Origin of the sequence: Saccharothrix carnea (assembly GCF_003014735.1) — a bacterium.
Lineage (GTDB): Bacteria > Actinomycetota > Actinomycetes > Mycobacteriales > Pseudonocardiaceae > Actinosynnema > Actinosynnema carneum.
The window spans coordinates 367,809-389,650 of the sequence record NZ_PYAX01000005.1 but is presented as its reverse complement, the minus strand read 5'-3'; the positions used below and the strand labels follow the sequence as shown (position 1 = coordinate 389,650).

The 21,842-nt window shown below is 72.9% G+C and carries 19 protein-coding genes and 1 tRNA gene; 11 read left to right on the top strand and 9 right to left on the bottom strand.

Annotation, left to right across the window (positions count from 1 at the left end):
• The first annotated feature begins 37 nt into the window (after positions 1-37).
• A complete protein-coding gene (locus tag B0I31_RS40665; protein ID WP_181320199.1) occupies positions 38-205 on the top strand; it encodes a hypothetical protein in 168 nt (55 codons plus the stop codon).
• A gap of 5 nt (positions 206-210) precedes the next feature.
• Here B0I31_RS40665 and B0I31_RS16650 read toward each other — a convergent pair whose 3' ends face one another.
• The 5 genes from B0I31_RS16650 to B0I31_RS16630 all read right to left on the bottom strand — a co-directional run bounded on the left by B0I31_RS16650 (position 211) and on the right by B0I31_RS16630 (position 4,797).
• Complete coding sequence (locus tag B0I31_RS16650; protein WP_106616287.1) at positions 211-1,470, bottom strand: histidine kinase; 1,260 nt, start codon at positions 1,468-1,470, stop codon at positions 211-213.
• A gap of 198 nt (positions 1,471-1,668) precedes the next feature.
• Positions 1,669-1,935 carry a hypothetical protein gene (locus B0I31_RS16645; RefSeq protein WP_106616286.1) on the bottom strand — a complete coding sequence of 89 codons (267 nt, stop codon included), beginning with the start codon at positions 1,933-1,935 and terminating at the stop codon, positions 1,669-1,671.
• 94 nt (positions 1,936-2,029) lie between these two features.
• Entirely contained in the window at positions 2,030-2,893 is an 864-nt protein-coding gene (locus B0I31_RS16640; RefSeq protein ID WP_106616285.1) for an Fpg/Nei family DNA glycosylase, read from the bottom strand.
• A 27-nt stretch (positions 2,894-2,920) separates the two neighbouring features.
• Entirely contained in the window at positions 2,921-3,355 is a 435-nt protein-coding gene (locus tag B0I31_RS16635; protein ID WP_106616284.1) for a DUF983 domain-containing protein, read from the bottom strand.
• An 86-nt stretch (positions 3,356-3,441) separates the two neighbouring features.
• Positions 3,442-4,797: a sigma-70 family RNA polymerase sigma factor gene (locus B0I31_RS16630; protein WP_106616283.1), complete on the bottom strand. Its 1,356-nt coding sequence runs from the start codon at positions 4,795-4,797 to the stop codon at positions 3,442-3,444.
• 247 nt (positions 4,798-5,044) lie between these two features.
• Here B0I31_RS16630 and B0I31_RS16625 point away from each other — a divergent pair, with 247 nt between their 5' ends.
• From B0I31_RS16625 to B0I31_RS16615, 3 genes are all read left to right on the top strand, one after another.
• Complete coding sequence (locus B0I31_RS16625; RefSeq protein WP_073897661.1) at positions 5,045-5,443, top strand: DUF7674 family protein; 399 nt, start codon at positions 5,045-5,047, stop codon at positions 5,441-5,443.
• 26 nt (positions 5,444-5,469) lie between these two features.
• Positions 5,470-5,542 (top strand) — tRNA-Gly (locus B0I31_RS16620).
• A gap of 115 nt (positions 5,543-5,657) precedes the next feature.
• Positions 5,658-6,083, top strand: coding sequence for an OsmC family protein (locus B0I31_RS16615; protein WP_106616282.1), 426 nt, complete (start codon positions 5,658-5,660; stop codon positions 6,081-6,083).
• Here the strand turns inward: B0I31_RS16615 and B0I31_RS40660 are convergent.
• A complete protein-coding gene (locus B0I31_RS40660; protein WP_181320198.1) occupies positions 6,058-6,606 on the bottom strand; it encodes a hypothetical protein in 549 nt (182 codons plus the stop codon). The genes B0I31_RS16615 and B0I31_RS40660 overlap by 26 nt on opposite strands.
• 34 nt (positions 6,607-6,640) lie before the next feature.
• Here B0I31_RS40660 and B0I31_RS40655 point away from each other — a divergent pair, with 34 nt between their 5' ends.
• Positions 6,641-7,210, top strand: a complete 570-nt coding sequence (locus B0I31_RS40655; protein WP_181320197.1) for a hypothetical protein — start codon at positions 6,641-6,643, stop codon at positions 7,208-7,210.
• A gap of 26 nt (positions 7,211-7,236) precedes the next feature.
• Here the strand turns inward: B0I31_RS40655 and B0I31_RS16600 are convergent, their stop codons facing one another.
• Complete coding sequence (locus B0I31_RS16600) at positions 7,237-8,988, bottom strand: ABC transporter ATP-binding protein (RefSeq protein WP_106616569.1); 1,752 nt, start codon at positions 8,986-8,988, stop codon at positions 7,237-7,239.
• Positions 8,989-9,251: 263 nt separating this feature from the next.
• On the opposite strand from B0I31_RS16600, the gene B0I31_RS40650 reads away from it, so the two are divergent.
• The 6 genes from B0I31_RS40650 (at position 9,252) to B0I31_RS16570 (ending at position 19,061) form a co-directional block, all read left to right on the top strand.
• Positions 9,252-9,857: a hypothetical protein gene (locus tag B0I31_RS40650; RefSeq protein ID WP_181320196.1), complete on the top strand. Its 606-nt coding sequence runs from the start codon at positions 9,252-9,254 to the stop codon at positions 9,855-9,857.
• Complete coding sequence (locus B0I31_RS16590; protein ID WP_106616280.1) at positions 9,854-10,822, top strand: hypothetical protein; 969 nt, start codon at positions 9,854-9,856, stop codon at positions 10,820-10,822. The genes B0I31_RS40650 and B0I31_RS16590 overlap by 4 nt, the downstream gene beginning before the upstream one ends.
• Positions 10,801-11,946, top strand: a complete 1,146-nt coding sequence (locus tag B0I31_RS16585; RefSeq protein WP_106616279.1) for an acyltransferase family protein — start codon at positions 10,801-10,803, stop codon at positions 11,944-11,946. The genes B0I31_RS16590 and B0I31_RS16585 overlap by 22 nt, the downstream gene beginning before the upstream one ends.
• On the top strand, positions 11,943-14,321 hold the full coding sequence (locus tag B0I31_RS16580) for a glycosyltransferase family 4 protein (protein ID WP_106616278.1): 2,379 nt from the start codon (positions 11,943-11,945) through the stop codon (positions 14,319-14,321). Before B0I31_RS16585 ends, B0I31_RS16580 begins: the two co-directional genes overlap by 4 nt.
• A gap of 124 nt (positions 14,322-14,445) precedes the next feature.
• The gene (locus B0I31_RS16575) at positions 14,446-15,573 is read left to right on the top strand and encodes a hypothetical protein (protein ID WP_106616277.1); all 1,128 of its coding nucleotides are present in this window, start codon (positions 14,446-14,448) and stop codon (positions 15,571-15,573) included.
• Positions 15,573-19,061 (top strand): glycosyltransferase, encoded by a 3,489-nt coding sequence (locus B0I31_RS16570; RefSeq protein ID WP_106616276.1) that lies wholly within the window; start codon positions 15,573-15,575, stop codon positions 19,059-19,061. Before B0I31_RS16575 ends, B0I31_RS16570 begins: the two co-directional genes overlap by 1 nt.
• A gap of 8 nt (positions 19,062-19,069) precedes the next feature.
• On the opposite strand, the gene B0I31_RS40025 is transcribed toward B0I31_RS16570, so the two are convergent.
• Complete coding sequence (locus B0I31_RS40025; protein ID WP_181320195.1) at positions 19,070-20,431, bottom strand: glycosyltransferase family 2 protein; 1,362 nt, start codon at positions 20,429-20,431, stop codon at positions 19,070-19,072.
• Entirely contained in the window at positions 20,428-21,834 is a 1,407-nt protein-coding gene (locus B0I31_RS40645) for a glycosyltransferase family protein (RefSeq protein WP_181320194.1), read from the bottom strand. Before B0I31_RS40645 ends, B0I31_RS40025 begins: the two co-directional genes overlap by 4 nt.
• Between the last annotated feature and the right edge of the window lie 8 nt (positions 21,835-21,842).

Below are 21,842 nucleotides of genomic sequence, written 5' to 3'. Positions count from 1 at the left end.
GTCAACGGGGGTCGAGTGACACGGCTAACATCGAGCGGTGACGTTCAACCCGTTCCGGTGGCTCGAACGCTACGTCGAGTGGTGGGACGACCGGGGCCGCAAGAATGCGGACGGTCCCACCACCATGCACGTCTACTGGATGTGGATCTCGTGGAGCGTGTGCGCGGTCATGATGGTGACGGTCCTGGCGATCGCCGCCGCGTGAGCTGATCAGGCGTTCACGGCGGGCTGCTCGGCGGTGTCCTCCAGCCGCGGCGGCACCAGCGGCAGGTTCGTCTGCACGCCGGGCCGGTACTTCGGGATCTTGAGGATGATCTTCATGCCGGCGTCCGGCGCGGTCTCCACGACCAGCGCGTAGTCGTCGCCGAACACCGCGCGCATCCGGTGGTTGATGTTGCCCAGGCCGACGTGCGCGCCGGTCTGGTGGGCGTCCTTGAGGTCGTCGAAGAGGCGGTCCGGGTCCATGCCGACGCCGTCGTCCTCGACCGAGATCAGCGCCTCCGCGCCGTTGTCCTCGGCGATGATCGTCAGCTCGCCGCCGCCGGGCTTCTTCGCCAGGCCGTGCCGGACGGCGTTCTCCACCAACGGCTGCAGCACCAGGAACGGCAGCACGACCTGCAGCACCTCGGGCGCGATCTTCAGCCGCACGTTCAGCCGCGACCCGTACCGCGCCTGCTCGATGGTCAGGTAGCGGTGGATGTTGGTCAGCTCGTCGGCCAGCGTGGTGAAGAAGCCGTCGGTGCGGAAGGAGTAGCGGGTGAACTCGGCGAACTCCTGCAGCAGCTCCCGCGCGTGCGACGGGTCGGTGCGGATCAGCGACGAGATCGTGTTCAGCGCGTTGTAGACGAAGTGCGGCGAGATCTGCGCCCGCAGCGCCCTGACCTCGGCCTGCGCCAGCGCCTGCCGCGACTTCTGCAGCACTTCCAGCTCCAGCTGCGTGGAGACGAACCGCGCGGTCTCCTCGGCCATCCGGATCTGCCGCTTGCCCGCCACCCCGCTGACCACGATCAGCGTGCCGGCGACGTCGCCCTCCACCACCAGCGGCACGATCACGGCGCTGTGCAGCGAGCACGGCCCGGGCAGCTCGCAGTCCAGCTTTCGGTGCTCGACGTGCTCCTTGTGGCCCTCGCCGATGGCGCGCTCGATGTAGGCGCGGAGGAACTCGTAGTGGTCGTTGGCGCCGCCGTCCCAGGACAGCAGCGTGCCCTCGTGGTCGGTGATGCCGACCGCGACGCACCTCAGCATCTCCCGCAGGTGCGGTGTCGCCTTGTTCGCCGCGTCCTCGGTCAGGCCCTCGCGCAGGTCGGCCGACGCCTTCGACATGCGGTGCAGCATGTCCATCACCGCGTCCTCGACCGAAGTGCTGACGCGGCGGGCACGGCACAGCATCACGAAGAGGCCGAGAACGGCCAGGGTCGCGATGAGTCCGAGCACAGCGCGCTCGGTCAGGAGGTCCCGCACGGCGTCCATGCTGTGCCGTGGGGGCGGTATAGGCAAGGGGATCGGTGATGCGAGACGTGCACATCCGATGAATTGGGGGCAACCGTGGCAGAGCGCTTACCCGATCGGGTGATCAACGCACCTCACGATCACGGAGAGTGGGGGCGACCCGATCACTCGGGCCGCGCCCCTCGACCGCGGCGCCGACGCCGTTCGCCAAGAACACCCTCACCGGCCGGTGGGGGCCGACGTCGAGGTCTCGGTGGGGTCCTCGGACTTCTTGCACCCCAGCTTCTCCACCAGGTCCGCCAGCGACGGGTGGTCGACGAGCTTCAGCTGCTCCAGGACCTGGCAGATCACCTTCGAGACCTCGTCCTGCTGCAACTGCGGCGGCGCGGGTTCCGGCGCGGCGGCCGAGACGGCGATGGTCGAACCGGCGAACGTGGCCAGTCCCATGGTGGTACCGATCAGCGCGGCGGCGAGGCGCTGGTTCATTGCTCCTCCAGGTGAGTCGTTCCGACACCCGGAGAAGTTCCCCCTCTCGGCCGCGCTCAGCCCGCGAACGGACCAAGCCACTCGTCCGTGTGACCTACTTGAGCAACCGCGACATCCGCCGGTCGGCCAGCGGCTTGCCACCCGTCTGGCACGTCGGGCAGTACTGGAAAGCCTTGTCCGCGAACGAGACCTCGCGCACCGTGTCACCGCACACCGGGCACGGCAGACCGGTCCGCGCGTGCACCCTCAGCCCCGACCGCTTCTCACCCTTCAGTGTCGCCGCGGACTGGCCCACGGAACGGGCCACGGCGTCGTTCAGCACGCTGGTCAACGCCTCGTGCAGCCGGTCCAACGCCTCCTCCGGCAGCTTCCCCGCCGTCGCGTACGGCGACAGCCGCGCCGTGTGCATGATCTCGTCGGAGTACGCGTTGCCGACGCCCGCCAGCACCGCCTGGTCGGTCAGCGCCGTCTTCAGCCGCTCGGTGCGACCGGCGAACAGGTCCTCCAGCTGGGTGCGCGTCACCGACAGCGCGTCCGGCCCCAGCCGCGCGATGCCCGGCACGTCCGCCGGGTCGTGCACGACCCACGCGGCCAGGCCCTTCTTCGTGCCCGCCTCGGTCAGGTCGAACCCGGGACCCTCCCCCGGCGGGCCGAGGTGCACGCGCAGCGCCAACGGGCCGCGACCGGGCTTGGGCGGTGCCGCCGACAGGTGCTCCGACCAGCGCAGCCACCCCGCCCGCGCCAGGTGCACCACCAGGTGCACGCCGTCGCAGTCGAGGTCCAGGTGCTTGCCGAACCGGCCCGCGCCGGTCACCTCGCGCCCCTGGAGATCGGTCCACGGCGGCGTGAACGTCTTCAACACCTGCAACGACGCGACGTCCACCCGGTGCACGCGCCGTCCAACGGCGTGCTCGCGCAGGTGGTGGGCGAGCGCCTCGACCTCGGGCAGTTCCGGCACCCGACCAGTGTCACCCGTGAACGGCGATCAGTCGACCGGTTGCAGCGGGCCGTCCAGGTCGGGCAGCGAGTACATCTCGATCTTGCGGGCCACGTTGGCGACCTCGTTGCGCACGGTCAGGAAGCCGCGCACCGAGCCGACCCACCGCTCCGGCGGCAGCTCCTCGGTCTTCTTCGACTCCGCCGCCACCAGCCACGGCCGCCGCACCGCCCAGCGCACCGGGAAGAACAGGAACACCAGGACCAGCGCCACGATCAGCCACGCGGGCACGACGACCTCCGGCGGCGTCCACGCCACCAGGATCACGCCCATCCCGATGACGATGGCGAGCATCAGCACGCCCGGGCCGTGGCCGCCGCTCACGTCGTGCTCGAAGTCGGCGTCCGTCGACGGGTTGCGCCACTCGATCTGGCTGCGCACCGTCCACATCCGGCCGTCAGCTCCGCGCACCAGCCGCGTCATCACCGTCTCCTCAAGACGTCGAGCGATCACTCAGCGCTTTCCACGCTACCGGCAAAGTCTTGCACCTCGTGGGTGAAACCCGCCCGTCACGCCGGTTGGAGGCGGCCCGGTGTCGGGTGCGGCGTCACGGTCGTCGGCGTGGTGGTGGGCTTGGACGACGTGGTCGACGTCGCGGCCGTCTTGGGCGGCTCGGTGGTGGTGACAGCGGGCGTGGTCGTCGTGACCAGGAGCGCCGTGCCCGTGTCCGACGTGGTGACCGACGTCGTCGTCGTGGTCACGTCCAGGACGCGCGCCACGGCGGGCGGGGTCGTGGTCGTCGGCTCCACCCGCGGCGGGACGGACGCGGACACCGTCGTCGGCGCCGACCGGGCCGGCTGCGTGGTCTTCGCCTGGTGCGCGACGTGCCGCGCGTCGACCGGTGTCGGGGACGTCTCGCTGGTCGCCGTGCCGGTCACGGTCGTGGTCGCGTCGGTCGAGCACAGCGCCAGCACGTTCTCGCCGGGCGCGCCGTCCGGGCCGGACTGGACCAGCGCCGGACCGGGCGCGCCGGTGAACGTGCCCGCCACCACCCCGAACAGCCCCACGGCCGCGGCTGACGCGGTGGCCGCCAGCGCCAGCTTCACCCGCCCGGTGAGCCACGCGGCCTTGCCCAGCACCGCCGGGCCGAGCACCGCGGGACCCAGCAGCGCGGTCGCGGCCACCGGCACGGCGATGCTCGCCGCGTGCGCCCGCAACGTCGAGCACACCTCGACCAGCTCGGCGTGCAGCGCGTTGCAGGAGGAGCAGGTCTGCAGGTGCTTGCGGATGCGCTTGTGCTCGGCGCCCTGCGCGCCGCCCGCCGTGTAGGTGCCCAGCTTCGCGACCACCGAGCTGCACGCCCGCGGCCCGGTGTCCGCGGCCAGGTGCGCCTGGAGGTAGGCCGCCCGCAGCCCTTCGCGGGCACGGCGGGCCAGCGCCGCCATCGCGTTCGGGCTCAGGCCGAAGCTCGGCGCGACCGCTGCCGGCCGCTCGCCCTCCACCTCGACCTGCCACAGCACCGTGCGCCACCGCTCGGGCAGGCTGGTGAACGCACGGGAGATCAGCGTGTGCTCCGGCCGGTTCGCGGTGACGTCCGGGAACGGCTCGACCCGCTGGCTCAGCTCCTCGTCCTCCACCGGCACGTCACGCCGCCGCCCGCTCCACTCCCACGCCACCCGGCGCGCGACGGTCAGCAGGTAGGTGCGGACGTGGTCGGTCGGGCCGTTGCCCCGGCGGATCGCCTGGAGCACGCGGAAGAACGCCTCCGCGGTCAGGTCGTCGGCCTCGGCGTGTTCACGCACGTGCCGGAGGGCGAACCGGCGGACGGCGTCGGCGTGCCGGGTGAACAGCTCGCCGAACGCGGCATCGTCACCCGCCCTGACCCTGGCGAGCAGTTCCCGGTCGAAATCGGCATCTCCGGCCATCCCGCCCGGCACCTCCCGCCCCGCCTGTGGTCCATTGGCCAAGATGCCACAGTCGGCTGGTTCCGAGCCGAAGTGATAGCGACCCGATACCGAACACCGCCGGACCGCGTCGGCCGTTCGGCCTAATCACAGCACCTGTGCACCGCAACAAGGGCGCTTGCGGTCGGTGACGGGCCGGTCACGGGTCGGCGTCGGGTGGTGGCCGATCGCGCTGCGGGCCCGTTCGCGACGAGTAGGCTCCCGCCGCGTGGTCGATTGGCGCACAAGGGCTTCCGCCCTCCTCCCCGAGCTGAGCGCCGTTGTCGAGCGCGAGTCGTGGTCCTGCCACGTGTTCCTGTCCGAGTTGTGGCAACTGGCGCTGGAGGCGCACCGCGACGGCGACCGCGAGGTGCTCGGCCGCGTGTACGGCTTCGCGCACTGGTGCTTCCGGCAGCCCGAGCGGTTCCTGTCCGACGCGTCCGTGGTGAGCTTCTACGAGCACGTGTTCGACGAGTGGGAACTGCGCGACGAGGTGGCGCCGTGGCTGCCCGCCGAGGTCGTCGACCGGGTCAGACCGCTGTGGGAGTGGCGCTGGCCGAAGGAGCGGTTGACCGAGGTCGACCGGCTGTTGGCGCAGTCGGGACCCCCCGGTCGAAACGCGGTTTGAGGGTGGTCTATAGTGGTCACCAACAGGCGGATGTAGCGCAGTTGGTAGCGCATCACCTTGCCAAGGTGAGGGTCGCGAGTTCGAGTCTCGTCATCCGCTCTTCGAAGGCCCCCGGTATCCCACCGGGGGCCTTTCGCATGCGGTTCCGGCACGCGCTCGCGATCACCATTAGGTTGGCGTCGAAGGTTTCCTCGTCGAAGACGGAGTTGCAGACATGGCCACCACCCGCAAGGCGACCACGCACTGGGAAGGCAACCTGCTGGAGGGCAAGGGCAGCGTCGCGCTGGAGTCGTCGGGCATCGGCACGTACGACGTGAGCTGGCCGTCCCGCGCGGAAGCGGCGAACGGCAAGACCAGCCCGGAGGAGCTGATCGCGGCGGCGCACTCGTCCTGCTACTCGATGGCGCTGTCGCACGGCCTCGCGCAGGCGGGCACCCCGCCGCAGCAGGTCGACACCTCGGCCGAGGTGACGTTCCAGCCCGGCACCGGCATCACCGGCATCCACCTGACCGTCACCGCGGTCGTGCCCGGGCTCGACGCCGAGGGCTTCGCCGCGGCGGCCGAGAACGCCAAGCAGAACTGCCCGGTGAGCAAGGCGCTGACCGGCACCGAGATCACGCTGACCGCGAACCTCGTCTGACCGGAGCACCCGTGGTACCGGTCCGATACCCGAAGTGTCGGGCCGGTACCAGTTGTCCCGAAAGATTTGACCCGGACGGGTGAGGCCGGTAGTCGTTGAGGATGCTCACGGCGTTGGGTGGTTCCGGCCGGCTCGCCTTCGGCGCCTTGCTCGGCGCGGCCGTGGCCGCCTTGTTGGCGGCGCACGGGAGCATCACCAAGGCGCCGCGCGGCCTGGAGCCGACCGGCGGCGGCGAGATCGTGGTCGTCAAGCGCAGCGAGCAGCCGGACCGGACGATCACCGCGACCGCCACGACCTCGTCGAACAGCCGTTCGTCCAGCACGACCACCACCACGACGACCACGTCCGGCACGAGCACGACGACGACCACCACCTCCACCGTCACCACCACGTCGAACGTGACGACCACCACCACCACGCGGCCGACTACGACGACCACCCGGCGGCCCACCACGACGACGACCAGGACCACGACGACGACCCGCAGACCGTGCGGGCTCATCTTCTGCTGATCGCCCGGCACCGGATCACCGAACGTGTTTTGGCAAGATCGAGGCGTGACGTCCAGCCAGGTGCCCACCCAGCCCCAGCGAACCAACGACACGCCCACGATCCGCATGCAGCCCGTCGCCGCCGCGCGGGAACCCGCGTGGCCCACCGCCGAACCGATGACCGCGACCAACCTCTCGCCGGTCGCGGCGGCCACCACGAAGTTCGAGCCGGTGACCGGCGCCTCGAACGGCACGCTGAACGGCTACGCCGACGGCAAGTCGAACGGCACGGCCAACGGCACCACGAACGGGTCCGCCAACGGCACGCCGAACGGGACTGCCAACGGGTCCATCAACGGCGTGCTCAACGGCACGTCGAACGGGACCGCCAACGGCTCCCCCGCCACACCTCCGGCGTTCTCCCCGGCGGCCGACTCCGCGCCCGCACCATCCGCCTTCGCGCCCGCCTCGGTAGTGCCCGCAGCTGCCGCACCCGGTCCCGCAGCGGCCGAGTCCGGGGTGGAGCCTGCCCGGGCGCCCGCCGCCAAGCAGACGCCGCCGGCCACCCCGCGCAGCCGGTTGCGCCGCATCGCGCGCCGCATCGTCGGACCCACCCTGCTCACCAAGAAGGGCTGAGGCCGGCCCCCTTCGCGCCACCCCGGCTACGCGCTCTGCGCCCGCGCGTAGAGGCCACCGGACCGGAGCAGTTCGTCGTGCGAGCCGAGCTCCGCGATCCGCCCGTCGTCCATCACCACGATGCGGTCGGCGTTGCGGATCGTGGACAGCCGGTGCGCCACCACGAACACCGTGCGGCCGTGCACCAGGCGGGCCAGCGCCTGCTGCACCAACGCCTCGGACTTGGTGTCCAGCGCGGAAGTCGCCTCGTCCAGCACCAGCACGCGCGGGTCGCGGATCAGCGCCCGGGCGATCGCCAGCCGCTGCTTCTGCCCGCCCGACAGCCGCGCGCCGCGCTCGCCGACCACGGTGTCCAGCCCGGTCGGCAGCCGGTCGATGAACTCCAGCGCGTTGGCGTCGGCCAGCGCCCGCCGCACCACGTCCTCGGACACGTCGTCCAGGCCGTAGGTGACGTTGTCCCGGATCGTGCCCTCGAACAGGATCGACTCCTGCGGCACCACCGAGACGAACCGGCGGTAGCTGCGCAGGTCCAAGGTCTCCATGTCGACACCGTCGAGCAGGATGCGCCCCTCGGTCGGCCGCAGGAACCCGATCACCAGGTTCACCACCGTCGACTTGCCCGCGCCGGACGCGCCGACCAGCGCGATCGTCTCCCCCGGCCGCACGTCGAGGCTGAAGTCGTCGACCGACTTCCGCCCGGAGTCGGGGTAGGCGAACCCGACGCCCTCGAACCGCACGCCGCCGTGCACGACGTCGACCTGCGCCTTGCCCGCGTTGTGCTCCAGGTCCGGCGCTTCCAGCACCTCGCCGAGCGAGCGCACCGACTCCAGCCCCTTGCTGATCAGCGGCGTCAGGCTCATCAACGTGGTCACCGCGCCGGTCAGCGAGGCGAAGTAGGCGCTGAGCATGACCACGTCGCCGGGCGTGACGGACAGCCAGCCGTGGTAGGCGGCCAGCGCCGAGCCCGCCAGGCAGCCGACGCCCAGGGCGTTGAGCAGGATCCACGCCAGCGCACCGAAGCGGACGTTGAGGCCGTCCAGCCTCATGCCGGCGGCGAAGACCTGGCGCAGCGTGCCGTCCATCCGGTTGAGGGCGGTGCGCTCCAGGCCGTGCGCGCGGGTGATCGGGATCAGCGTGGTCATCTCGCCGACCCGGGACGACAGCTGCTCGACCTCCTGCCGGAACGACTCGTTGTACGCGCGCAGCCTGCCGCGCAGCCACATCACCAGCACCGCCGCCGCCGGCACGACGAGCAGGAACACCGGCAGGAACGCGGGCGCGCTCAACCCGATCACGACCAGCGCGCCGCTCAACGTCGCCAGCGCCGACAACCCCTGGTCGCCGACCTGCTGCGTGGACGTCTCGATGCTCTCGACGTCCCGGATGACCTTCGTCTGCAGCACCCCCGCGCTGACCCGCGCGTGGTAGCCGATGGACAGCTGCTGCATGCGCCTGCCGAGCGCGGACCGCATCCGCAGCCCCATGCGGCGCGCGCTGCCGTACCACCAGCGCGTGTAGAGGACGGCGAACGGGTAGTTGAGCACCAGCATGACCAGCAGCAGTCCCGCGCCGAGCCAGATCCCGAGGGGAGGCTTGCGCTCCACGACGACGTCGATCACGTGTGCGGTGATGACCGGCGTCAACCAGGTGGGGCTGTGCTTGACGAAGAACGCCCCCGCGCCGAGCGCGAGCTTCGCGCGGTCCTCGTGGAAGAGGTAGAGGAGGGTGCGGACGGGGTGCTCGCCGCGGTAGCGGTGGTCTAGCGGACCGTGGGGCATGGTGCTGGGGCTCCTGCGGACGGCGGGGTCACGGAACACCCACACCGCGCCGTGCGGGGGAGCGCTCTCACATCCTAGGTGCCGACCCCACCCGGTTCGCCGGCGAAAATCCGTGCCAGGAGGTCGCAAGCCCCGGTTTCGTCACGGGAGCACGTCGACGTGTGCGACCATCGGACCGCAACCGAGCCATGACGTCGGCACGCTATCCACGTACCCGTGTTGATCAGCGACAATGACCCGGCAACGACCTTGGGGGAGTGAGTGTGAAGCCGGCGTCCGTCCTCGCTGTGCTGGTGCTGCTGACCGCGGTCGCCGCGTCCGCCTGGGTCGTCTGGGGTGACGGTTCGAACCCGGCGAGCGCCGCGAACCAGGTGTCCACGCCCGATCCGACACCCCGCCTGCCCTACGTCGAGCCAGAGCCGGACCCGCTGGTCACGCCGCCGTACCCGGTGGTGTTCAGCCGGCGGGACAAGCCCGGCTCGTTCCTCAAGTCCGGTGTGCTCACCGACGCCGAGGTGAGCCTGCTCACCCGCACCGGTGTGGTCCGGGTCACCGGCACGGTCACCCGCAACGAAACCGGCACCACCTTGGGTGTGTGGCGGTTCACCGTGCGCGACACCGCGGACCCGTGGGACGCGCTGGCGGCGCTGGACCGGCACTACGAGGCGGGCGGGCACGAGCTGGAGCCGACGAACCACCGCGGCCTGCTGCTGCGCAAGTCGCGCAACGCCACTTCGGCCGTCTTCCACGGCCACTACGTGCACGGTCGGGACGTGTTGCGGGTCGAGGGCTACGGCCCCGATGCCACGCCCGCCGTCACCGCGCTGGTGGACCAGCAGCTGACCAGGTCGCCGGGGGAGGAACGATGACCGCCCTCGCCACACCGGAGGCCACCACCGCGACCGAGCCGTCCGCGCACCGGGCATCACCCGGTCCCGTGCTGTTGCGCGCGGCCGGCGCGGTGCTGCTGGTGTACGGCTACCTCGTCGGGCTCAACGTCGACCTCGCACCGGTCCGCGCCCTGCTCAACCGCCCGCTCGGCATCGGCGAGGACTTCGGCGTGCTCGGCGCGATGCTGCTGCTGGCGGCGGCCGGCTACGACAGCGTCACCGACCGGCCCGTCGCCCGGCGGCTGCTGTCCGCCTACCTGCCCGCCGCCGTCGCCGTGCTGCTGGCCGCCGCCGCGGTCACCCTCGGCGCGGAGATCTGGAACACCCCGGCCGCCTCGCACACCTCGCCGTTCGCCGTGGTCGGCAACCTGAGCCTGCTCAGCCAGCTCATCGCGGAGAAGCCGCTGATCGTGCCGCTGGCGTGGATCGTGCTGCTGGAACTGCTCGCCATCGGCACGGGCGCGCTCGCCCGGCGCGCCGGCTGGGTGGTGCCCGCCGCCCACGTCGTGCTCGCGGCCACCGCTGTGGCGCTCGTGCCGGACGCGCGCGCGGTCACCGTCGCGGCGTTCTCCGCGGTCGTCGCGATCGGTCAGGCGGTGGCGCTCACGCCGCGGACCCGGTTCGCGCCCGCCCTGGCGGTCGCCGCTTGGGGCGTGCTGCTGCTCGCCGAGCGGACGACGCCGGAGCTGGCGAAGTGGTGGTACCCGCTGACCGCCGCGTACGCCGCGCTGCTGCTGACGACGTCCGTGCTGTTCGCCGGCCAGACGGCCGAGAAGGTGGCCGGGCACCGGGTCGTGACCTGGCTCGCCCGCCACGCGGTGTGGCTGGCGCTGCTGCAAGGCGTGGTCGGCTTCCCGGTCGCGGCCGTCGCCGGCGTCCCCGCGGGTGTCGCCGCCACGGTCTGCGCCGCCGGCGCGTTCGGATGGGCGGCCCGCCGGTGGTGACCTACGCCGGCCCGCGGACGGCCGCCCCGGCCGTCAAGGCCAACAAGTACATGCACGGCCTGGACCTGCTGCGCATCCTGGCCGCGCTCGCGGTCATCTACAACCACTACTCGAACTGGCTGCGCCTCAACGGGCACGACTTCCTGCCCGCGCACGTGGTCGACGGGCTGCTGACCGACCCGCTGCACCTCAACGAGCGGCTGAGCTTCGTCGGCGTGTGCGTGTTCCTGCTGATCAGCGGCATGGTCGTGACCCACGTGGCGTTCCGCGAGTCGTCACCGCAGTTCCTCGGGCGCAGGGCGGCACGGCTGCTGCCCGCGATGTGGGTGATGGTCGTCATCGCCTGGGTCATGGTGTCCAACAAGTGGCTGAGCGCGAACCGGCTGCCCGACGCCGACGACCTCGTCTTCAACCTGCTGCTGGTCAACTTCACCGTGCCGGCCACGTCCTCGGTCCTGGCGATCACCTGGACGCTGTGCATCCAGATGGCGTTCTACCTGTTCGTCGCGGCGACCATCCCGCTCCTCAAGCGCTGGCCGTGGCTGCCGCCCGCGATCTCGGTCGCGTTCGTGTCGGTGCTGCTGTCGGTGACGCCGCCGGAAGGCGGTCCGCCGTGGAGCTCGGTGCGCATGATCGCGACGTTCCTCCCGGTGCTGTTCATCGGCCAGCTCATCTCGTTGGTGCGGTCGGGTCGGCTGTCCGCGCCCGCCGGGCTCGCGTTCGGCGTCCTGCACTACCTGATGTTCCTGCGCGCCGACCTGACCAGTGAGCGGTGGCCGCCGGGCGAGGCGTTCACGCGCCAACTGCTGGTGCTGACCCTGGTGCTGCTGATCGCCACCAAGGCGAACGGGCGGCTGGTGCGCTCGCCGTGGGTCGCGGCGGTGGCGAAGCGCACCTACGCGATCTACCTGGTGCACATCCCGGTCGGCTTCCCGGTGCTGGGTTGGCTGACCCCGGTCACCGGCTACTGGGGCTCGGTCGCGGTGGCGCTGGTCGGCGTGGCGATCGCCGCAGAACTGCTGTACCGGCTGGTGGAGCTGCCGGCCGCGAACTGGTACCGCAAACGCGAGAAGGCCAGACTTGAACGCCGCGAAGCGCGTTCGGAGGCGAGGCAGAGAGCATGAGCGTCCCGACCGCCTGCACGGTGACCGCGGAACGGGGGCTGGCCGCGGCGACCGTGTTGGCCGAGTCCTACCTGCGGCACCACCCGGGCCACCGGTTCGCCGTCGCCGTGCTGGACGGTCCCCACGGTGTCGAGACCAGGAACGGCGTGACCTACCTGGGGCCGGACCGGTTCGGGTTGACCGAGGACGAGTTCCTGGCCCTGGCCGGCGGGCACCCGCTGCCGCAGCTCGCCGCCGCGGTGAAGCCGTGGTTGCTGCGCACGCTGCTGGCCGACGCGCCGTCGGTCACGTACCTGAGCCCGACCAGCCTGGTGCTCGGACCGCTGCCCGCGGTGACCGGGCTGTCCGTGGCGCCGCACTTCGCGCACCCGGTGACGGGCCGCGACGCCGAGTCGGACGAGGCGAGGCTGATCGGTTCAGGCGTGCACAACCCCGGCTACCTGGTGGTCACCGAACCGGACCTGCCGGAGCTGTGGATCGACGCGGTCCTGGGTGACCGGGTGATCCGGTTCGACCGCGACGCCTTCTGCGACCAGGAGTGGTTCGACCAGGCGGTGAGCCACTTCCCGCACACCACCGTGACCGATCCCGGTGTCGGCTTCGGCACCTGGAACGCCTTCGAGCGGGCGGGCGCGCGGCTCACGCTGGTCGACCTGCTCGGCTTCGACCCGGAGCAGCCGTGGCTGCTCAGCACCGAGTTCACCCACCGCCCGGCGACCTTGCTGTCCGAACGGCCGGAGCTGCGCGAGCTGACCGCCGACTACGCCGAACGGCTCGTCGAAGCGGGGTGGCCGGCCGCCGAAGACGTCCTGCCGTCCTGGCTGGACGAGCTGCCGGACGGCACGCCGCTCACCCCGCTGCTGCGCGAGGCCTACCGGGCCGGTGTCCAGGCGTCGCGGGCACCGCGCAAGCCGGCGCCCGTGCCGCCGCACGCGTTCACCGGCAAGCCGTTCCGCGACTGGCTGACCGAGCGCTCCGAGCACGGGGTGAGCCGGATCGCCACCGCGATCTGGCACGGCCGCCCCGACCTGCGCGCGGTGTTCGGCCGGCCGTGGTCGCCCGGGTTCGCCCAGTGGTGCCGCACGTCCGCGGTCACCGAGGGGCTGCTGCCGGACTGGGCCGTGCCCGGACCGGACACGTCACCCCAGCCGCCGCGCGACCGCTTCGGGGTGAACCTGGTCGGCCACCTGACCGCCGTGCTCGGCGTCGGCGAGCTGGCCCGCGTGCTGCACGAGGCGCTGCACCTGGCGGCGGTACCGGTGGCCTCGGTGGTCGAGGACCGGTTCGTGGCCAACCGCACCGACCTCGACCAGCCGGACGACGTGGGCCGCCCCGAGTTCCCGGTCAGCCTGCTGTGCGTGAACGCCGACCTGGTCCGCGCCGTGGTCGAGCAGCACCCCGAGGTGGCGCACGAGCGGTACCGGATCGGCGTGTGGTCGTGGGAGCTGGACGAGTTCCCGGCCGCGATGCACGAGTTCGACTGCGTGGACGAGGTCTGGACGATCAGCGAGTTCGCCCGGGCGTCGATCGCCGCGCACACCGACAAGCCGGTCCGGGTGATCCCGCTGCCGGTGCGCCCCGCGCCCGCGATCTCCCCGCAACGCCCCGAGGGGCCGATCCGCTTCCTGTTCGCCATGGACTTCAACAGCGTGGTGGCCCGGAAGAACCCGTTCGGCGCGATCGAGGCGTTCCGGCGCGCGTTCCCGGACCGCCGCGACGTCGAGCTGGTGATCAAGGCGATCAACGGCGACCAGCACGTGCCCGCCCGCGAACGGCTGCGTGCCGCGGCGGCCGAGGACGACCGGGTCACCGTGCTGGAGCGGTACCTGACGGTGCAAGAGCTGCGCGAGCTGTACGCGGGCAGCCACTGCTACGTCTCGCTGCACCGCTCGGAGGGCTTCGGGTTCACCGTGGCCGAGGCGATGGCGCTGGGCCTGCCCGTGATCACCACGGACTACTCCGGCACCGCCGAGTTCGTCGTCCGGGAGCACGCCTGGCCGGTGCCGTACCGGATGACCGAGGTCGGACCGGGCTCGCCGCCCTACCCGCCGGACTACCGGTGGGCCGAACCGGACCTGGACGCGGCGGCGGCGGCGATGCGGGAGGTGGCGGACGACCCGGAGCGCGCCGTGGCACGGGGTCTGGCCGCCCGTGAACGCCTGCTCGCCGAACGCACGTTCGACACCACCGCGGCCTGGGTCCGCGACCGGCTCGCCGAGGCGCACGCCACCTGGCGGGAGCGCCGGGCACCGCAGCCGCCGCCCGCACCACCGGCCAAGACCCAGCGGGTGGTCCCGCTGCTCCGCAAGGCCGCGGTGGTCGCGATCGACAAGTACGACGGTGTCCGCCTGCGCGGACGTCGGCCACAGCGATAACACCAGCACCACCCGACACGACACAGCCGATGTCGGATCACGACTTGGGACTGGCCAGTTGGACCGGTGCGCTACCCGTGCACAATGGCCACGATCGCATGAACCGCAGAAAGGGGCTGCCGGCGTGAACTGGCAGGAGGAGCTGCGCAAGCTGGACGAGGAGCTTGCCGCGGGTCGGGTATCCGCCGACGAGTACCGGACGCGCCGCGACCAGGTGCTGTCCGCGGCCCAGTCCGTCCCGCCCGTCCAGCAGTGGCAGTCCCACCCACCGTCGGCGCAGCAGCCCGGCACCCCGGACGCGGCAGGCGCGAGCGCGACGCAGTTCATCCGGCCGGTGGGTCAGGACGCCACGCCCGACAACGTGGACAAGACGCAGGTCGTGCCCGGTGGCGCCAGGCCGGCGAACCCGGACGCGGACCGCACCCAGTTCGTGCCGGGTGGGTCGATGCCCCCGCACCAGCAGTTCAACTCGCCGCCCGGCGGGTTCCCGCAGCAGCCACCGCAGTCCACCCCGTGGGCCAGCGCGGACACGTCGGCGCCGTGGGCCGCGGCGTCGAGCGACAACTGGCTGCGGCAGGGCCCCGAGGTGTTCGACGACACCTCCGGCGGCGGTGGCAAGAAGGTCTTCGCGATCGTCGGCGTGATCCTCGTGGTGGCGCTGATCGGCGGTGCCGTCTGGTTCTTCGGGTTCCGCGACTCCTCGTCGAGCGCGGGCGGCGACACCACGACCCAGCAGACCTCCAGCGCGGCGCCGACCACGACCACCACCAAGCCGCCGATCGACCTGCTGCCCGCCGGTCCCGGCACCCCGAACCCGGCCAACGGCGTCGTGGTGCTGTCGGAGGCAGTCGGCGCGAAGCTGCTCACCGCCGAGGAGGTCGCCGCGGCCGAGGCCGCCGGTGTCACCGAGGTGAACTTCAAGGGCAGCACCGAGAAGGCGTTCACCTACGACGCCATGGTGTTCGAGACCGGTGACGCGGCGAAGGCCGAGGAGCTGGCCACGGCGCTCGCCGGGCTGCAGGAGACCGCGGGCATGGCCGATGGCGCGAAGGGCCGCCTGCCGCAGAAGTCCTCGGTCCAGCAGATGATCCGCAAGGGTGAGCCCGGCTTCTACCGCTGCGTCTACGTCACCGGCTCCAAGGTCGTGCGCATCGGTACCACGCAGACGCCCATCGGCGTGGACGACAAGGAACTGATCAAGGAGTTCCAGGAGTACGGCGTCTCGGTGGTCAAGCAGTTCCCGATCAGCTGATGAGAACCACCCCCGAGTACGCCGATGGCGCCGAGGACGCGGTCCTCGCCCGGCTCCGCGCGGCGCGGGACGTCGGTTCCGAGTCGGTGGAACTGGCGGCCGACCTCACGGACTGGGTGCTCACCTACCACTTCTCGCCCCAGCGCACGGCGTTGCTCGCACCGCTGAACGTGCACGAGGGCCTGCGGGTGCTGGACGTCGGCTGCGGCAGCGGCGTGCTCACCCGCGCCCTCGGCGAGGCCGGGGCGCGGGTCGTCGGGGTCGAGGGCACGCCGTCCCGGGCCGCCGCGGCGGCCGAGCGCTGCCGCGACCTGCCGGACGTGCGGATCGTCACCGCCGACGCATCGGGGCTGAGCGGGCACGGCGAGTTCGACCTGGCGCTGCTGTGCGGGGTGCTGGAGTACTCGCCGGTCTACGGCGACGGCCCGGCCGCGATGCTCGCCGACGTGGCGGGCGCGGTCGCCGACGACGGCGTCGTGGTGATCGCGATCGAGAACCAGCTCGGCCTCGGCTACCTGCTCGGCCAGCCCGAGGACCACCACGGCCACCCGTGGGTCGGCCTGGCCGACTACCCCGCGCCGGGCGCGAAGACGTGGAGCCGGGCGCGGTTGCGCGAGCTGCTGGCGGGTGCGGGGCTGACCGCGCAGCGCTGGCTGCTGCCGTACCCGGACTACAAGCTGCCGAGGGTGATCCTCGACGAGCGCGTGCACGAGCTGGCCGACGCGTCGGACACCGTGGACAAGCTGGTGCGCGACCCGCTGCTGGGCGTGTTCGGCGGCGCGTCGACGGCGGTCGCGGTGCGGTCGCCGCACCGGCGGGCGGTGGCCGACGGCTTCGGGCCCGCGGTCGCGCCGTCGTTCCTGGTGGTCGCCGGCCGCACGCCGGAAGCGGTCGAGAAGGCCACCCGCCCCGGTCTGGGGTGGCTGGTCAACGCGGGACGGCAGCCGAAGTGGCGGCGGTCGCGGCGGCTGACCGAAGACCTGAGGCTGTCCGCGGTCCGGGGCGAGGGCGGCACCGCCGGGTGGCTGCGGCAGGCACCGGCGGTGGACGAGCCGCTGCTGCCGGGCGCGCCGTTGGACCGGCTGCTGCTCGACGCGCTGGCCGAGCACGACCTCGACGCCGTGCGCGACCTGCTGGAGCTGTGGCGGTCCTGCTGCACCGTCGACGCCCGGCCGTTCGCCGACGACGGGACCCACCCGTACCTGCCGGGTCGCCCGGACGTGCCGGTGCTGCCGCCGGACCACCTGGACGTGCACCCCGGCAACGTGATCGTGCTGCCGGACGGCACGCCCCAACGCATCGACCTGGAGTGGCAGGCGGGCGTCGGCGTGGACGCCGAGCTGGTGCTGGTGCGCGCCCTGGTCGAGTTCGCCCGCGAGGTGATGCGCTGCGGCGCGGCGCACCCGTGGCCCGCCGAGACCTCCATCAAGCAGCTGGTGCTCCACCTGGCGGACCTGATCGGCCTCGCCGAGGCCGCCCGCGACCGCTGGGCCGAGCTGGTGGCCGCCGAGTCCGAGCTCCAGGAACTGGTGACCGGTGCCCGCGCGCGGGACGTGCGCGAGGTGCTGGCCGTCGAGCTGGACGCGCCGGGCCGCACGCGGCTGTGGGAGCGGGGCAGGCTGGACGAGGTCCGCGCGACGCTGGCCGACCACGAGCGGCTCGCCGCCGAACTGGCCCAGCTGAGCGCCGAGCTCGGGGTGCCGACCGGGTCGTTGACCGCCGAGGTGCGCCGGCGGCGCGAGGACGCGGCCGAGCGCGAGCAGCGGCTGCGGGCCGAGTTCTCCCGGCTGGACGGCGAGTTCGGCAAGGCGCTGGTGGAGCTGGCGTCCGCCGAGACCGAGCGCGCCGACGCGGTGCGGGAGCTGGACGAGCAGCGCGCGACGAGCGCGGAGCTGGTCGAGCGGCTGTCGGAGGAGAACGCCCGGCTGCGCGCGGAGCTGGACCGGTTGAAGTCCTCGGCGCTGGTGCGCGCGGGCCGGGACTACCTGTGGCCCGCGGCCCGGCTCGCCCGCGGCACGCGCGACCTGCTGCTCGGCCGGGGCGGCGAGGAGCCCGACGACGTGCTGCGCCGGATCGGCAACCGCGTGCCCGCGGTGGCGCCGCTGCTGGGCAGCCGGGTGCGGCAGGTCAGCGAGCGCGACGACCGCCTGTGGTTCGCGGTGGACGTGCCCGCGGAGGTGACCGTGGGCCGGGGCCAGGTGGTCGACCTCGAAGGCTGGGCGACGCACGCCGACCTGCCGGTGCGCCACGTCGAGGTGGTCGCGGACGGGCGGACTTTCCGCGCGACCACCGGCCACCCCCGACCCGATGTCGCGGCGGCCATCGGCGGTGAGCCGAACAGCGGCTTCCGGGCGCGGGTGCCCGTGCGCGAGGGCACGGTGCCGCTGGAGCTGGTCGTGACCCTGGTCGACGGCACCGCGTTGCGGCGCGAGCTGCCCGCGGTGCGCGGCCTCCGCCGTGCCGTGGAACCGGTCGACGTGAGCTGGCCGGCGGACGGCCCGCGGGTGGCGATCTGCCTGGCGACCTACCGCGCGCCGCGACGCCACTTCGCCGAGCAGGTCGAGTCGATCCGGGCGCAGACCCACGCGAACTGGGTGTGCCTGATCAGCGACGACGGCTCCGACGCCGAGGGCTTGGCGGTGCTGCGGGACGTGGTCGGCGACGACCCGAGGTTCGTCGTGGTGGAGCACGACGAGAACGTGGGCTTCTACCGGAACTTCGAGCGCGCGCTCTCGCTCGTGCCCGTGGACGCGGACCTGGTCGCGCTGTCGGACCAGGACGACCTGTGGGACGCGGACAAGCTCGCCGTGCTGGTCTCCCGGTTCGCCGACCCGGCCGTGCAGCTGGCGTACTGCGACATGCGGCTGGTGGACGACGCGGGCGAGGTCGTCGCGCGCAGCGTGTGGTCCGACCGCGCGAACCAGTCCACCGACCTGGAGCAGTTGCTGCTGCTCAACACGGTGACCGGGGCGGCCAGCATGGTGCGCGCCGACCTGGTCCGGGAACGGGTGCTGCCGCTGCCGCCGGGCACGCTGAGCGCCTACCACGACCAGTGGATCGCCGCGTGCGCGTTGTCCGTCGGCAAGATCTCCTTCGTCGACCGCGCGTTGCACTCCTACCGGCAGCACGGCGCGAACGTCACCGGCTGGCAGACACCGCGCCTGGCCGATGGCCTGCCGGGGCTGCGCGGCCTGGCCGCGGCGGGTGTCGGCGTGGGCGTGCGGCGGCTGGCCGCCCGGCAGGCGGAACTGGACCACATCACCGAGCACGAACTGCGCCGGATCGCGCAGTTCGCGACCGTGCTGCTGATGCGCAACCAGGACCGCCTCGCACCGGACGACGAGCTGCGGTTGACCCGCCTGGCCGAGGCCGAGCACCGGCTGTGGCCGCTGGTCCGGCTCGCGCTGGAGGGTGAGGAACGGCCGCAGACGGCAGGCGCGGAACGCCGGCTGCTGGCCGCCGCGCTGCTGCGCCGCGCCCAGCGCTGAACCGCGCGTCAGCTCCCGGGCACCACCGTGCACGCCAGGAGCACCTCCGCCATCGCCGCCCGGAACTCCTCCGGCGCGTCCGGCACGAGGTGCGGCGACCGACCCGCGGCACGCGCCCACTCCACGACGTCGGGCGCACCGCAGGACACGACCTCGGCCCACTCCAGCGCCGCCAGGGTCGCGGCCCGCTCCACGCCGGCGCGCACGGCGTCCGCGCGGGCACCGGTCTCGGCGAACCGCCGCTCCCACCCGGGGTGCGCCAGCGACGCGAGGTCCAGGGCACGCACCGCGGTCGGCTGCCACTCGGTGACCTCGGTCGCCGGGACGTCCGTGCCGAGCGCCACGACCACGTCGTAGTGCCCGACCCGCTCCCGGCTCCACGCGCCGAAGTCGTCGGCGACCTCGACCTCGACACCGGCCGCGCGCCACGGCTCGGCGTTCACCGCACCCCCGCCGGCGAGCAGGGTGACCGCGAGGGTCGGGTCGGACCGGCGCCACTCGGCCGGCACCGCGGCCTCCCGCCCGGAACCGAAGGCGGGCACCCGTGACGCCACCAGCAGCACGCGCGCCGAGGCCGGGTGGTCGCGCAGCCACCACAGCCGGTGCGGGTGCTCGTGCACGCCGAGGGACGGCGGCCTGGTCGCGAGCTCGTCGGCCCACCGCCGGCGGAACACCTCGCGGTTGATGTCGGACAGCTCCTCGGCCCGCGAGGTCGAGGACGTGCCGTGCCGCACGTGCAGCACGCGAGACGAGGGCTGCACCCACACCTGCCACCCGCGGGCCCGCAGCCCGAACTGCAGGTCGGTGTCCTCGTAGTAGGCGATGTGGTACTCCGGGGAGAACCCGCCGACCTCGTGGAACGCCCGCCGGCGCAGCACCAGGCACGCGGCCGACGCGTAGTCCACCACCCGCGGGTACAAAACCGTCTCGTCAGTCGTGCCGTCACCCCAGCCCCGGCTGTACGCGTCACCGCCGAGCAGGCTGCCCGCTTCCTGCAACCGGCCGTCCGGGAACACCATCAGCGGTGCCGCCGCCGCCGCGGCGGGCGTGCGGTCGAGCAGGTCGAGCAGCGGGTCGAGCCACCCCGCCGTGACCTCGACGTCGGCGTTGAGGAAGCACACGAACTCGGTGCGGGCGTGCTGCACGCCCAGGTTGCAGCCCGCGCCGAACCCCAGGTTCTCGGCCATCCGCACGACGGTCGCGCCGGCGAGGTTGTCCTCCAGCCACTGGCCGGTGCCATCGGGCGAGGCGCTGTCGACCACGACCACCTCGTACGGCGCGTCCGTGTGCTCGGCCAGCACGTCGAGGCAGTGCCTGGCCAGCTCGCCGCCGCCGTAGGTGACCAGGACGAACGTGACGCGCGGGGTCACCGCAGCTTCCCGTAGGCCGCGCGCAGCAACCGCGTCCAGCGGAACAGCCGGGTGGCGCGCATCGCGGCCAGCTCCCGCCGTTCGGCGTCCAGTTGCGCCAGCACCTCGCGGTGCCGTTCGGCGAGCTCGCGGTGCAACCGGCGCTCTTCCGCCAACTCCGGGCCGTCGTCGTCCCGCTCCCGGTCCTGCTCCCGCTGCGCGATCAACCGCTCGATCAGCACGTGGCGGTCGGCGACGATCCGCTCCCGCAGCCGCTGCTGCGCCGAGCGCAGCGCCCGGTTCTCCTCGACCAGCGCGGCGAGGCGGGGTTCGAGCGACCCGCCCCGTGCGGCGAACGCCCGTTCGGCCTCGGCGGCGACCGCGTCGAGGTGCTCGTCCAGCCGGTGCACCGCCTTGGGCGCCAGGTTGTCGTCGTCGTCCCGCAGCGCGCGGCGGAAGGCGGCGGCCAGGCCGCTGGGCCGGGTCACCACCCGGTCGGCGGACGCGAACTGCTCGACACCGGCGCGGTCGGTGCCCTTCGGGTCGAACAGCACCCAGCGGCGCCGGAACGCGTGGGCCGCGGCGGCGACGTACTCGTCGGCGGCCAGCACGGCGGCGGCTCCGGACAGCATCGCCAGCCGGTCCTCCAGCACCGTGTCGGACGGCAGCGCGCGCCACCCGGTGTCGGGCACGGGACCGCCGGTCGGCAGCAGCACGACCTCGCCGATGGCCAGCAGCTCCGCCGTCTTGGCGACCGCGGGCCGCAGGGCGGTGAACGAGGTGCGCGGCACCTGCACCACCAGGTAGCTCTGCCCCTCCGGCGGCAGCTGGCCGAGCTGCCGCAGCTGCGCCACCCTGGTCCGCAGGTCCGACGCGCTGAGCAGCCGGTCCGCCAGCAGCGCCGGGTTGGGCACCACGGTCACGTCGTGCCGCAGGCCGGCCGCGCGCAGGCGTTCCCGCGACACCTCGTCCCGCACCGAGGCCAGCGGCTGCCGCGCCGCCCACTCCACCAGCTCGGCGGGCACCTCCTCGGCGACCTTGGCGGAGATCCACAGCGCGTCGGGCTCGACGCCGAGCCCACCGGTGAAGAACGCCCGGGCGGGCACGTCCTCGCCGTACCGACCGGCCAGGTCCGAGCCGAGCGGGAACGACGGCGCGACCAGGTGCAGGTGGTGCGACTCGGCCAGCTCACGAACCCGGCCGGGGGTGCGCTCGCCCAGCGGCTCGGCGACGTGGCCGCCATCGGCGCGCACGGGCCTGGTCCAGCCGAACGGCGCCAGCGCGCGCACCCGCCAGTCGCCCAGCCGCTGCGTCAGCTCGCGTTCGAGCACGCGGGCCAGGAGCTGGTCACCGAGACCGGGCAGGTCGCCGCCGCACCACAGCCCGAGGGTTCCGCCTGGCTGGTGAGGATGTTGTGCACGCACGTGAGGAC